The 12,551-nt window shown below is 69.8% G+C and carries 12 protein-coding genes; 1 reads left to right on the top strand and 11 read right to left on the bottom strand.

Going from position 1 to position 12,551, the window contains the following annotated elements:
• Positions 1–186: 186 nt before the first annotated feature.
• Together rpsI and rplM are read right to left on the bottom strand one after the other, a co-directional pair.
• Positions 187–699: a 30S ribosomal protein S9 gene (gene rpsI, locus Q8A52_RS00060; RefSeq protein ID WP_030745279.1), complete on the bottom strand. Its 513-nt coding sequence runs from the start codon at positions 697–699 to the stop codon at positions 187–189.
• Positions 700–741: 42 nt separating this feature from the next.
• Complete coding sequence (gene rplM, locus Q8A52_RS00055) at positions 742–1,185, bottom strand: 50S ribosomal protein L13 (RefSeq protein WP_316747376.1); 444 nt, start codon at positions 1,183–1,185, stop codon at positions 742–744.
• 645 nt (positions 1,186–1,830) lie between these two features.
• Here rplM and Q8A52_RS00050 point away from each other — a divergent pair.
• On the top strand, positions 1,831–2,709 hold the full coding sequence (locus Q8A52_RS00050; RefSeq protein ID WP_316747374.1) for a hypothetical protein: 879 nt from the start codon (positions 1,831–1,833) through the stop codon (positions 2,707–2,709).
• Between the two features lie 15 nt (positions 2,710–2,724).
• Here Q8A52_RS00050 and Q8A52_RS00045 read toward each other — a convergent pair whose 3' ends face one another.
• From Q8A52_RS00045 to Q8A52_RS00005, 9 genes are all read right to left on the bottom strand, one after another.
• Complete coding sequence (locus Q8A52_RS00045) at positions 2,725–3,474, bottom strand: polyprenol monophosphomannose synthase (RefSeq protein ID WP_316747372.1); 750 nt, start codon at positions 3,472–3,474, stop codon at positions 2,725–2,727.
• A gap of 3 nt (positions 3,475–3,477) precedes the next feature.
• A complete protein-coding gene (locus Q8A52_RS00040) occupies positions 3,478–4,779 on the bottom strand; it encodes a UDP-glucose dehydrogenase family protein (RefSeq protein ID WP_316747370.1) in 1,302 nt (433 codons plus the stop codon).
• A gap of 57 nt (positions 4,780–4,836) precedes the next feature.
• A complete protein-coding gene (locus Q8A52_RS00035; protein WP_316747368.1) occupies positions 4,837–6,360 on the bottom strand; it encodes a glycosyltransferase family 39 protein in 1,524 nt (507 codons plus the stop codon).
• Entirely contained in the window at positions 6,357–7,934 is a 1,578-nt protein-coding gene (locus Q8A52_RS00030; protein WP_316747365.1) for a hypothetical protein, read from the bottom strand. The genes Q8A52_RS00035 and Q8A52_RS00030 overlap by 4 nt, the downstream gene beginning before the upstream one ends.
• Complete coding sequence (locus tag Q8A52_RS00025) at positions 7,931–8,929, bottom strand: glycoside hydrolase family 26 protein (RefSeq protein WP_316747363.1); 999 nt, start codon at positions 8,927–8,929, stop codon at positions 7,931–7,933. Before Q8A52_RS00025 ends, Q8A52_RS00030 begins: the two co-directional genes overlap by 4 nt.
• A complete protein-coding gene (locus Q8A52_RS00020; protein WP_316747361.1) occupies positions 8,926–10,539 on the bottom strand; it encodes a glycosyltransferase family 2 protein in 1,614 nt (537 codons plus the stop codon). The genes Q8A52_RS00025 and Q8A52_RS00020 overlap by 4 nt, the downstream gene beginning before the upstream one ends.
• A 199-nt stretch (positions 10,540–10,738) precedes the next feature.
• Positions 10,739–11,605 (bottom strand): tRNA pseudouridine(38-40) synthase TruA, encoded by an 867-nt coding sequence (gene truA, locus Q8A52_RS00015; protein ID WP_316747359.1) that lies wholly within the window; start codon positions 11,603–11,605, stop codon positions 10,739–10,741.
• A gap of 71 nt (positions 11,606–11,676) precedes the next feature.
• Positions 11,677–12,174: a 50S ribosomal protein L17 gene (gene rplQ / locus Q8A52_RS00010; RefSeq protein WP_316747357.1), complete on the bottom strand. Its 498-nt coding sequence runs from the start codon at positions 12,172–12,174 to the stop codon at positions 11,677–11,679.
• Positions 12,175–12,363: 189 nt separating this feature from the next.
• The coding region (locus tag Q8A52_RS00005; protein WP_293990365.1) for a DNA-directed RNA polymerase subunit alpha C-terminal domain-containing protein at positions 12,364–12,551 on the bottom strand (188 nt) is incomplete at its 5' end.

Below are 12,551 nucleotides of genomic sequence, written 5' to 3'. Positions count from 1 at the left end.
GGCAGTCGATGGTTCGATGCCGTCTCGGTGCGGCTCCGCATCCCAGGCATTCCATGCCTGAACATCCGGTCACACAAGCCTTTGAGCGTCTTGTGCCATTAGACCCAAGTCTGTGTGATAAACGAACGCCCCGGCGGCACTGTGGCGTGCCGCCGGGGCGTTCGGAGTACGAGCAGGCAGCGAAGATTAGCGCTTGCTGTACTGCGGGGCCTTGCGTGCCTTCTTCAGACCGGCCTTCTTGCGCTCGACCGCACGGTCGTCGCGCTTGAGGAAGCCGGCCTTCTTGAGCGGGCCGCGGTTGTTGTCGACGTCGGCCTCGTTCAGCGCACGGGCGACACCGAGACGGAGCGCACCGGCCTGGCCGGAGACACCGCCACCCGCGATGCGGGCGATGATGTCGTAGCGACCCTCGAGCTCGAGCACCTTGAAGGGCTCGTTGACTTCCTGCTGGTGCACCTTGTTCGGGAAGTAGTCCTCGAGGGTGCGACCGTTGATCTTCCACTTGCCGGTGCCCGGGACGATCCGGACGCGGGCAATGGCGTTCTTGCGACGACCCAGGCCGGCGGCCGGCTGGGGCTCACCGAAACGCGAGGCGAGGGACTCGGAGGTGTACTCACCCTCCACCGGAACCTCGGACTCGGTGGTGTAGCTGTCGATGTCAAGCTCTTCGAGCGGCTGCTCGGCAGTGGTCTCGGCCACGATTCTCCTCAGATTCTCTTCGGTCTTAGGGGGTGGCCGGACTTACTGCGCGACCTGGGTGATCTCGAACGGCACCGGCTGCTGGGCAGCGTGCGGGTGCTGGTCGCCCGAGTAGACCTTCAGCTTGGAGAGCATCTGACGGCCCAGGGAGTTCTTGGGGAGCATGCCCTTGACGGCCTTCTCGACGGCCTTCTCGGGGTTCTTGTCCAGCAGCTCGTCGTAGCGGACGGAGCGCAGACCACCCGGGTAGCCCGAGTGGCGGTACGCCATCTTCTGGGTCCGCTTGTTGCCGGACAGGTGCACCTTGTCGGCGTTGATGATGATGACGAAGTCACCAGCGTCGACGTGGGGGGCGTAGATCGGCTTGTGCTTGCCCCGGAGGAGGGTCGCTGCGGTGGTGGCGAGACGGCCCAGGACGACGTCCTGAGCGTCAATGACGTGCCACTGGCGCGTCACATCGCCGGGCTTGGGGCTGTACGTACGCACGGTTCGTAGCCTTCGCTTCTTCAGTGAATGGTCCTGACAAGGTCACCGAAGACGATCACGACAGCCCTGACCGCACTGCGGTGACGCAAACCGCGTGCTGGTCGCTGGTCATCGGCCCGGTGGACCGGTGTAAGGGCCCGTCCCGTGAGAATGAGCAAGCCAATACACAACGAAGAGGCAGAATACCTGGGGCGCGGCACCCCGGTCAAAACGGGTCCGCTGCCGCCGGGCTCCGCCGACTCGAACAACCAGTGCAGGCCGGATTCCGGGCACCCCCGACGTGTGGCCCGCGGCGGGACTCGGGTGGTTTGGGCCACACCGAGGCCCGGCAAATCATGGCATTACGGACATTCGGCTGGCCCATTCCTCCCACTCGACCTCGGGCACGGGTCCGGGGTCGGCGTTGCTCTTCTCCCGCGAATTTTCGCGCCACCCTCGGCTGCCACTCCGTGTGACGCGATCGCGACCGGACGTCCCATCTGCCGCCCGGTCTGCCCCGAGGCGCCCGCTTCCCGCTCCCCCGCCGGCCGGAATCGGCCCCGCTCAGGCGCCTGGGTGAGATGTCTCGCCCTGCACTGAAAGGTCCACTATCGCCTCTCGTAGAGGCGCACCTGCACCCCCGGTCCCCCGTCTAAGATGCGCCCCATGAGTTATGGGCAGGGGGGACCCCAGTCCCAGTGGGATCCCTGGAAACCGCAGTCTCAGCAGCGCTGGAACAGCGGCGCCGACCAGACCCCGGACTGGGCCGCGCTCGCCGAGGCCTCGGAGACGCGGAACAAGCGGCGCAGAGTGCTGTTCATCGGCGGCGGCGCGATAGCCACCGTGGCGATCGGCGCGGCCGTCGCCATGGCCGTGGTGTCGGCGAACGGCGACAACAACGCCTCGGGCCGGCCGACCAACCTGCCCGCGAGCGCCTCCATACCCAGCGACTCGTCGGCCCCGGCACCGTCCTTCGCACCCACGAGCGCCCCGCCGCCGCTGGACCCGAAGGACTTCATATCCAGCGCGAAGAAGGACACGGCACCGCTCAGCGCCGAGACCCTCTTCCCGGGCACCCAGCTGACCATGGGCGAGACGGTCTACAAGAAGGGCGCCACGGCCGACACGAAGAACTGCGCCTCGGCCGCGCAGGGCACCCTCCCCAAGGTCCTCAGCGGCAACGGCTGCACCCGCCTGCTGCGCGTCAGCTACACCAAGGACGGAGTCGCGGTGACCGTCGGCGTCGCCGTCTTCGACACCGAGGCCGAGGCCGCCAAGGCCAAGGGCCAGGCCGACAAGCAGAGCATCGTGAAGTCGCTCGCCGGCAAGGGCATCAAGTCCTTCTGCGACTCGGCGATCTGCCGCTCCACGACCAACGCCTACGGCCGCTATGCCTACTTCACGATCGCCGGCTTCACCAGCGGCAAGGACGTGACGACCAAGGACACGAAGGTCTTCAGCACCGGCGACGACCTGGCCGAGTTCACCTTCCGGCAGATCCGCCGACGCGGTGAGGCCCAGGCCTCGGCCGCCGCCAACGGATAGCGCCGACCGTCCCTGCTACTTCTTCTTCAGCCGCAGCCGGATCGGCACCACCGCCGACTCCAGCTGCGTCCGCAGGGTCATCTTCGAGACGCCCTCGGTCCGCTCCGCGAAGCGGATCGGGATCTCGACGGCGCCGTGTCCGGCCCGTACGGCCTTGTACTTGAGCTCGACCTGGAAGCTGTAGCCCGCGCTGTCCAGCGAGGACAGGTCCACGTCCCGCAGGGTCCTAGCCGACCACAGGTTGAAGCCCGCCGTGATGTCGTGGATGCGCGTGCCCAGCACGGCGCGCGCGTACGCGTTGGCGAAACGGGACAGCAGGACCCGGTGCGCTCCCCAATCCTCGTCGAGTGAGCCGCCCTCGACATAGCGGCTGCCCACGGCCAGGCCCGCCCCGGACGTCACCGCCGCCTCGAGCATCCGCGGCACCGCCTCCACGGGATGGCTGCCGTCGGCGTCCATCTGGACGACGTACCCGGCACCCTCCTCCAGCGCGGCGCTCATGCCGGCCGTGTACGCCCTCCCCAGTCCGTCCTTCTCGGTCCGGTGCAGCACGCTCATCCGGTGCCGGCCGTCGGCGTTGTACTTCTCCGCCAGTTCCTCGGCGATCCGGCCCGTGCCGTCCGGGCTGGAGTCGTCGACGATCTTCAGATGGAGGGCCTCCAGCGGCAGCCCCAGCACCGCCTCGGCCATCCGCGGCAGGTTCGCCGCCTCGTTGTACGTCGGCATCACCACGGTGACCCGAGCGTCCCGGTACGACTCGTCCATTTCTTATCCCTCCCCATTCGGCGCGGGTCTACCCAGCGCCGAGAACCGCCAGCCCGCCGCGGTCCAGCGGTCCGCGTCGAGCCCTCCCCTGCCGTCCACGATCCGCGGGCGGCGCACCAGCGACCGGGCCCGCTCCGGGTCGATCGCCCGGAACTGCGCCCACTCGGTCAGATGCAGGACCAGGTCGGCCCCGCCCAGCGCCTCCTCGGCCGACACCGCGTACCCGAGCAGCGGGAACGCCTTGCGGGCGTTGTCCATCGCCGCCGGGTCGTACACCGTGACGTCGGCCCCGTCGAGTCTGAGCCGGGCCGCCACGTTCAGTGCGGGCGAGTCGCGGATGTCGTCCGAGTCGGGCTTGAAGGCCGCGCCCAGGACCGCGATGCGGGCGCCCAGCACGTCTCCCCCGCACAGCTCGCGCGCCAGCTCCACCGCACGGTCCCGGCGCCGCATGTTGATCGCGTCGACCTCGCGCAGAAAGGCCAGGGAGACGCCGAGCTCGTCGGCGCGGTGGGCGAAGGCGCGGATGTCCTTGGGCAGGCAGCCGCCGCCGAAGCCGATACCGGAGCGCAGGAAACGGCGGCCGATCCGGTCGTCGTGGCCGAGCGCCTCGGAGAGCTTCGTGACGTCGCCGCCCGCGGCCTCGCAGACCTCCGCCATCGCGTTGATGAAGGAGATCTTCGTCGCGAGGAAGGCGTTCGCGGCCGTCTTCACCAGCTCGGCCGTCGGGAAGTCGGCGGTCACGGCCGGGGTACCGGCGGCGAGGACGGGTTGGTACACCGCGCGCAGAATCGTTTCGGCACGGGCCGACCCCACGCCGAACACCAGCCGGTCCGGGCGCAGCGTGTCCTCGATCGCGAAGCCCTCCCGCAGGAACTCCGGATTCCACGCGACCTCGGCGTCGTACGCCGCCGCCAGCCGCCCCGCCGTCCCCACCGGCACCGTCGACTTGCCGACCAGCAGGGCGTCCGGCGCCGTATGCTCCGCGATCGCCGCGAAGGCCGCGTCCACGTAGGTCAGGTCCGCGCCCTCGGAGTCCTTGAGCTGGGGGGTGCCGACGCAGACGAAGTGCACCTCGCCGAAGGCGCCGGCCTCCTCGTAGGAAGTGGTGAAGCGGAGTCGGCCGCTCGCCGTGTGCTTCGCGATCAGCTCGGGCAGCCCCGGCTCGTGGAAGGGCACCCGCCCCGCCCGCAGCGCGGCGACCTTGTCGGGGTCGACGTCGACGCCGAGCACCTCGTGGCCGAGTTCCGCCATGCAGGCGGCGTGGGTGGCACCGAGGTAGCCGGTGCCGATGACAGTGAGCCGCATGCCGCGCGGCCTCCTTACTGCGTGTCCTTGGTTCTTTGCGCTCGTGTGCCGCTGCCGCTACGTGCGGTCCAGCACCCGCACCACGACGTGGTTCAGCCTGACCGTGCGCACGGCCTCGAAGTCCTTCTCCAGCACGGCCGCCGTCTTCTCGTCCATGCCGGTGAGCAGCGGGCGCCCGTCGCTGATCGTGGAGATCAGCCAGAGCCGGTCGACACCCTTGAGGCAGCGGGCCGGGCGCTTGCACTCGCTGGCGCCGTACGAGCCGTTCTGCTGCGGGGTCCACTCCATGAGCACGTCCCTGGGCGCCTTGCGGTCCCGCATTTCGTACGCCATGGCCCGGCGCTCCGACATTCCGCCGTTGAAGACCATCCCGTCGCCGGGCTTCTCCCCCGCCGCGACGACCTTCGCCGCGGCCCGGTAGTCCGGCTCCATCGGCAGGTCCTTCTTCGCGTCCCCGATCCCCGGCCAGGCGACGAAGGCGTACGCCGCCGCGACCGCGGTCACCAGCGCTCCGCCGAACACGTGCGCTCCCGCACCCCTGCGGGCCTGTGGGTCGAGCCGCCCGGCGAGCCGGGTGACGGCCGCCGCCACCAGCAGCGTCCACGCCGGGATGGTGAAGAGGAGATAGCGCGGCAGGAAGAGGTGGAGCTGGTCGGCGGTCAGGAAGGTGAGGACCGGCGGCAGTACCGCCCAGGCGCCGAGCAGCAGGGCGTACCGGCGGGCCAGCAGCAGCCCGAACACGCCGGCGCCCATGACCGCGCCGCCCGTGATCCACGACCCGAACAGGGTCTCCGGGAAGTCGAGCAGGTCCTGAGTCGTGGTGGTGTTCCAGGCGATCTGGCCGCTCTGCCCGGTGCCCTGCGCCACCATCGGGAAGGTGATCGACACGCCGAGCAGCGCGGCACCCGCGAAGGCGTAGTGCGCGATGCGGTCGCCGCGCCGCCTGGCCAGGATCACCAGCCCCAGGTGCCCGGCGAGCACCGACATCGCGACCAGATGGCCGAAGCCGGTGGCCGCGATCGCCAGCGCGTACAGCGTCCAGCCCTTGAGGCTCGGCCGGTCCAGCACACGCAGCAGAAGCAGCGTGGCCAGCAGGGCGAAGAGCGTCGCGAAGGCGTACGGCCGGGTCTCCTGCCCGTATCGCGTGATCGCCGGGACCACCGCGAACAGCAGTCCGGCGAGCAGCCCGGTGCGCACCGCGAACATCCGCCGCCCGAGGAGCCCGACCAGACCGGCCGAGACCCCCATCGCCAGCGCCTGCGGCAGCCGCAGCGCGGCCGGGGAGTCGCCGGCCACCGCGATCCACAGGTGCATGGACGCGTAGTACGGCGTGAAGACGACGTCGATGTTGTCGATCAGCCGGCCCAGGTAGTGCCAGGACAGCGTGGAGGCCCACCAGGTGGCGTGCTCGTCGCGCCACAGCTGGCGCTGCCCGAGACCGGGCAGCACACAGGCCAGCGCGACCAGTGTGGGAAGCGCGAAGACGAGCAGCGCGGAGCCCTTGCCGCCGGAACGGCGTCTGCGCGCCCGGTGGCCGCCGGTCTCCGGGGCAGCCGGCGCGGTCCGTGTGTCCGTCGTCATCGCTTCACCCAGATCCGGTACGGCGCCTGACCGGCGTCCTCGCCGGACGGCCGGAGCACGGCCAGCAGCCGGTAGTGCTCGGCCCCGCGCAGCTGCCCGGGCACGGCGGCGGCCCGCAGCACGATCGCGTCGTACGAGCCCTTCTTCACGGCGGCCGCGAGGGCCGTGCCCCGCGGTGCCGGGTGCCACTGGCCGGGCTCGGTCTGTGCGCGGAGGTAGTACGCGGAGATCTCCGGGTCGTCGGTCAGATAGCTGCCCTTGGCGTCGGCCACTTGGCGCAGGGCGCCGATCATCCCGGCCGAGTCCGGCGGCCGGTACAGGTCGCGCGTCTGCGCCATGCCGACGACCAGCGCGGCAACGTAGATCATGATGCCGATCTGCGGGTACCGGAAGTGGGCGCCCATCATCCGCGAGACACCCAGGCCCGCCATCGGCACCGCGAAGAGCAGGCCGAAGCCGAGGTGGATGTGGAGCGAGCTGCCGTTGCCGAGCCAGGCCTGGTAGAGCGGGGCGAGCAGGGCGGTGGCGCACATCGTCAGGCCCAGGGCCGACCTGCGGACCGTGCCCGGGGCCTCGCCCTCGGCCCACGGCATCTCGCCCATGCGGGCCCGCCGGGCGTAACCGACGGCGCCGATCACGGCGACCAGCAGGACGAGCCCGCCCCACTCGGCGCTGTCCGTCAGCAGGCCCGCCACGCCCTGTGTGCCGTGTGCGTTCCAGCCCCGCGGCATGCCGTGCAGGGTCACGCCCGCGAAGCACAGGGCTCCGGTGGCCACCGCGAACAGGGCGCCGCGCGCGAGCGCACCGGCGCCGCGGAAGCGGTAGGCGGTCAGTACGGCGAGCACGGTCAGCGTCGGCAGATACAGCGCGGCCGAGTACGCGGCGAACGGCGCCAGCGCGGCGAAGGGAGCCGCGAGCAGCACGGCCGCCGGGCCGGCCTGCCGGGTCTTGGCCAGCAGCCACAGGGCGGCCGCGAGCAGGAACAGCGACAGGGAGTGCAGGGAGGCGTAGCGGCCGGTGAAGGCTGTCGACTCCAGTACGGAGTACATGGCGGCGGCCGCGAGACCGGCGCGCGGGTTGAACAGCAGCCGGGTCGCGCCGAACACCAGGGCCGTCGCCCCCAGGGCCCAGACCAGGCTCAGCGCCCGGGCCCCGGCGAGACCGGTGCCGGCCAGCACGCCCGACACGGGCCCGTCGGACAGCAGGAACTTCGCCTCCTGCGCGAAGGCGCTCCCGTCGAGCCGGTAGGACAGCCCGGCCTGCACCAGCAGGATCAGCAGCAGCGCGCCACGGCTGATCCACGCCGAGCGGCTGTTGTCCACCGACCAGGCCGACACCGGGACCTCCGGCAGCACATAGCCGGGCTCGGGCTCGGGCTCCGGCTCTGGGTCGAGGACGGTGTAGTGCGGGACGTAGTAGTCGGCGTCCGGTTCCTCGGGGTCGGCGGCGTAGGAGACGCGGGGGTCGTACGTCTGCTGCTGACCGCCGCCGTAGTAGTGCTCGTCGTAGTACGGCTGGGCGCCGTAGTACGGCGGGTACTGCTGCCTGCCCTGCCCATAGGGGGGCGTGCTCATGAGCGCGGCACCTCGAATCCGAAGGCGTCGTCCGCGATGAGGCGCTTGAACTCGGCCAGGGCGAGCGGGCTGCTCTGGATGCGCCAGTCGGCCCGCTTGGGGATGTTGAACCACAGGAAGCCGATGACGTCGTCGTCCTGCGCGACGCCCTGGAGCAGTCCGCGCACATCGGCGCGCCGCCGCTCCCCCGGCTCCGCCGAGGTCTCGCTGATCAGCACCGGCTTGTCGGTGAACGCGGCCACCTGGCGCCGGGTCGGCCCGTAGAGGGTGTCGAAGGTGTGGGCGCCGGTCGTGGTCCAGTAGCCGACGATGCCGACCCAGTCGACGTAGGCGTCACCGGGCCAGTACGGCTTCAGCTTCACGGACGGCACCGGGTTGACGACGTTGGGACTCCACACCCAGATCACGTTGGTGGCGCCGACGTCCTGGAAGAGGTCGTGGATGTGCCGCCAGGCCTTCACGAAGGTCACGGCCGTGGTGTCCTTGGTCCCCCACGGGTACCAGTGACCGTTCATCTCGTGCCCGAAGCTGATCGCGACGGGGACGTTCGTCTCGCGGACGCTCTGCGCGTACTTCTTGATGTACGTGTCCTGAGACCCGTCGGCGATCTTGTCGAGCCCGGGGAACGGCTCCCAGGACACATACAGCAGCCCGCCGTCGTCGAACACGTTCTGGGCGCCGTGGGCGTTGAAGCCGTCGCCCCAGGAGGAGTAGGAGCCGACCATGTTCGGCTGCTTGCCGACAGTCCTCGCGAAGGCGTCCACGGGCTTCGTCGAGCTGGGCGCGCCGTCGACCGCGACCCCGAAGTACTCCTTCTTCGGGTGCAGCAGCGGCTTCACGTCGTACGGCAGCCGCTGCGCGGCCGTCGCGGAGGCGGACGGCTCACGGGCGGCGTCGGCGGCCGGGTCGCCGGAGCCCCCGAGCAGGCCGCAGCCGGAGGCTGCCGTGGCGGTCAGCAGGGCCACGGCGAGGGGGCGGAGAAATCTTCGGATCATGCTGCGTCACCTGCGAGGGCACGGTGTTCCTTGGGCTGGATCAGCGCGCGGGCCACGACCAGCGCATAGAACAGCCCGGAGGACAGGACGAGGGCGAAGTCCGGCGGGAAGCCGGTGAACAGCCGGTACACGGCGGCGCCGACCCAGACCGCGGCGGTGCCGCCGCCCCAGATCCACAGCCCCAGCCAGAAGCGCCGGGTCTTGTTCTTCTTGGCGCCCTTGGAGCCGGTCGGCTGCCAGCCCATCCGCTGCTTGCGCAGGATGTCCCAGATGGCGAAGACGTGCGCCCAGCCGTACATCATCCGCGCCGACCAGGCCTCCAGCCGGTACGGCGCCTTGTGCCACATCGGGAAGATCACGGTGGTGTAGAGGATGCTGGGCAGCACCCACACCAGATGCTTGACCTGGAGCATCTCGGGGCTGGTCAGCAGCAGCACGATGGGCACGAGCGGCGCGATGAAGGTGAACAGCGCCGTGTGGATGTAGTAGAAGAAGCCGGACATGTAGCAGAGACGGCTGGAGAAACGTATCTGCGCGTCCCAGAACTTCTTGCTGCCGAGCAGCGACATGGAGCCCGAGCACCAGCGGTACTGCTGGTTGAAGAAGGCACCGGCGGTGTCCGGGCACACGCCCGTCGACAGCGCGACCGGCACGTACTTCAGGTCCCAGCCGAGCCCGCGCAGATCGAACCCGGTGTGCACGTCCTCGGAGTGCTCGATGAGGGTCGTACCGCCGTTGGTCTCCAGGGCCGCCCGCCGGTAGATGGCACAGGAGCCCACGCAGATCGCCCCCTCGCTGTTCTGCCGGGAGACCTGCACGGACCGGTAGAAGAGCTCCTGGACCGCGCCCGCGCCCCGCTCGATCCAGTTCTGCGAGTCGAGGACCCGGAAGTACTGCGGGGACTGCACGATGCCGATGCGCTCGTCCGTCTCCATGTACGGCAGCAGCTCCTCCAGGAGGTCGGAGCGCGGCGTGAAGTCGGCGTCGAGGATGAGGATGTACTTGCCGTCGGACTGGTCGAACCCGAAGTGCAGGTTGCCGGCCTTCTTGAACCAGCCGCGGTTCTCCCGGACCCCGTAGCGGAAGCCGAAGTCGCGGGCCATCGCCTCCAGCTCGGGGCTGGCACCGTCGTCGAGCACGAAGGGCACACACGTCCCCGGGTACCGGTCGGCCAGCTGCCGCACATGGCTCCAGGTGTTGTGCAGCACCTCGATCGGCTCCCCGCACACCGGCAGGAAGACATCGACGCTCGGATAGACCGCGGGCCGCCAGCCGCGCACCAGCCGCTGGTGGTGGTCGAAGTCGAAGTCCCTGGTGAAGCCGTTGACGCGCAGCGAGATCAGGTAGTAGACGACCGTGAAGAACAACGGCGGCGCAAAGATCCAGGTGAGCGGCGAGGCCTGGGCGAGCGCGATCTGGCTGACGGTCAGACAGCCGAAGCTGACGATCGACGCCAGCGTCAGCACCCACAGCCGCCGCTTCACGTACGAGTACTTCTCCGCATGCGTGGGAGGCGCGGGCAGCAGCCCGAGCGGTGCCCGCTCGGCACCGCCACGCCGTCCTCCGTGCCGTGCGGCCCGGCGCCCCCCAGCGCCGGCCGCCTCGGCCATGCGGGCAGAGTCAATGGATGACATTCCTACCCTCCGGGCCCGAGAACCCGTGTTACCCCCACCAAAAACGACCCCGAATCGAACACGGGGCCGCACCGGGCAAGACTAACCGAACTGTAAGAACGACGTAAGAGGCGACAAGGGACTTACGCCAGGTAAGTCCTGACATGACCGTTATATTCTTGTGAAATACAGGCAACTAACAGGTTTCGCAGCCGCCCGCCACGCTCAGTGTCCGCTTGTTCCGCGCCTCCTTGTTCCGCGCGGCCAGCAGTTCGTCGGCGGGATAGCCGACCTCTTCCAGGGTCAGCCCGTGCGGCCGTACGACATGCACCGCCGAGTCCCGGACCCCCGCCGCGAGCACCTTCCCCGGCCAGTCGGGCGCCCGGTGCCCGTCCCCCACGAACAGCAGCGCCCCGATCAGCGAGCGCACCATGTTGTGGCAGAAGGCGTCGGCCCGGACGGTGGCGGTGATGATCCCGTCGCCCCCGCGCACCAGGCTCAGCTCCTGGAGCGTACGGATCGTGGTCGCGCCCTCGCGCTTCTTGCAGTAGGCGGCGAAGTCGTGCTCCCCGAGGAGCCGCCGGGCGGCCTCGTTCATGGCGCCCACGTCGAGCGGCCAGTCGTGCCACAGGACATGGTTGCGCAGCAGCGGGTCGACACCGCCGGGGTTGTCGGTGACCCGGTACGCATAACGCCGCCAGACCGCCGAGAAACGGGCGTTGAAACCGCTGGGCGCCTCCCTGAGGGCCCACACCCGTACGTCCTTGGGCAGCCGCCCGGCGAGCCGCTTGAGCAGCTTCTCGTGGTGCTCACGCCAGACCTGTTCGGGCAGATCGACATGCGCGACCTGACCCCGGGCGTGCACCCCGGCGTCGGTCCGCCCGGCGACGGTCAGCTCGTACGTCGTGCCCCCCGAGCGGGTCACCGTGCGCAGGGCGTCCTCGATCTCCCCCTGCACGGTCCGCCTGCCGCCGGCCTGCTTGGCCCAGCCGTGGAAGTCCGTGCCGTCGTAGGACAGGTCGAGGCGGATACGGACGTGGCCGGGCTGTACTTCGTCACTCACTCCTGGATCCTCTCAGGAAACGCGGAACGGGCCCGCCCCGAAGGGCGGACCCGTTCACTGCAGGCAGAGCCTCAGGCGTCCTTGTCGCCTTCACCAGCCGCGTCCTCGACGACCTCGTCGGCCTTGGTCTCCTCGACCTTGGCCTCGTCGGCCTCCTTGACCGCACGCTTGGTGGCGGCCTCGGCCTCACCCACGGCCTTCTGCTGCACCGTCAGCGCCTCGACCAGCTCGATCACAGCCATGGGCGCGTTGTCGCCACGGCGGTTACCGATCTTGGTGATGCGGGTGTAGCCACCCGGACGGTTCTCGTAACGCGGGCCGATCTCGGTGAAGAGCGTGTGGACGATGCCCTTGTCCGTGATGACCTGGAGCACCTGACGGCGGTTGTGAAGGTCACCCTTCTTCGCCTTGGTGATCAGACGCTCGGCGTACGGGCGCAGGCGGCGGGCCTTCGCCTCGGTGGTGGTGATACGGCCGTGCTCGAACAGCGACTTCGCGAGGTTCGCGAGGAGCAGCTTCTCGTGCGCGGCGCTGCCGCCCAGACGGGCACCCTTGGTGGGCTTCGGCATTGTTCTTCTCCTGTGTGTCTGCCCCGGCCGTGTCAGGTACCGGGGTCAGTATCCGAGCAGACGGTTGTCTGTCGAAGATCCGGGTGCCCTTTCGGACACCCGGAGTCCCCGCGCCCCCAGGGGCGCGGGAAACTGCGCGACCAATCACAACGGTCCCGCAGCCAAGAACCGGCAGTCGGTCCCGAGCTCTCAGTACTGCTCGGTCTCGACGAACCCGGCGTCTGCGTCGTCGTCCGCGCCGAAGGCGTCCGCGGCGGCGGTCGGGTCGAATCCGGGCGGGCTGTCCTTCAGGGCCAGGCCCATGCCGGCCAGCTTCGCCTTGACCTCGTCGATCGACTTCGCACCGAAGTTGCGGATGTCGAGGAGGTCGGCCTCGG

This window comes from Streptomyces herbicida, assembly GCF_032656585.1.
GTDB lineage: Bacteria > Actinomycetota > Actinomycetes > Streptomycetales > Streptomycetaceae > Streptomyces > Streptomyces herbicida.
Note: the sequence above shows the minus strand (reverse complement) of the source record. Positions and strands in the feature narration are given on the sequence as shown.

Excerpts from the sequence above, each read along its gene's own strand:
- Q8A52_RS00050 (WP_316747374.1), top strand. The coding sequence starts at position 1,831 with ATGAGTTATGGGCAGGGGGGACCCCAGTCCCAGTGGGATCCCTGGAAA.
- Q8A52_RS00045 (WP_316747372.1), bottom strand. The coding sequence starts at position 3,474 with ATGGACGAGTCGTACCGGGACGCTCGGGTCACCGTGGTGATGCCGACG.
- Q8A52_RS00040 (WP_316747370.1), bottom strand. The coding sequence starts at position 4,779 with ATGCGGCTCACTGTCATCGGCACCGGCTACCTCGGTGCCACCCACGCC.
- Q8A52_RS00035 (WP_316747368.1), bottom strand. The coding sequence starts at position 6,360 with ATGACGACGGACACACGGACCGCGCCGGCTGCCCCGGAGACCGGCGGC.
- Q8A52_RS00030 (WP_316747365.1), bottom strand. The coding sequence starts at position 7,934 with ATGAGCACGCCCCCCTATGGGCAGGGCAGGCAGCAGTACCCGCCGTAC.
- Q8A52_RS00025 (WP_316747363.1), bottom strand. The coding sequence starts at position 8,929 with ATGATCCGAAGATTTCTCCGCCCCCTCGCCGTGGCCCTGCTGACCGCC.
- Q8A52_RS00020 (WP_316747361.1), bottom strand. The coding sequence starts at position 10,539 with ATGGCCGAGGCGGCCGGCGCTGGGGGGCGCCGGGCCGCACGGCACGGA.
- rplQ (WP_316747357.1), bottom strand. The coding sequence starts at position 12,174 with ATGCCGAAGCCCACCAAGGGTGCCCGTCTGGGCGGCAGCGCCGCGCAC.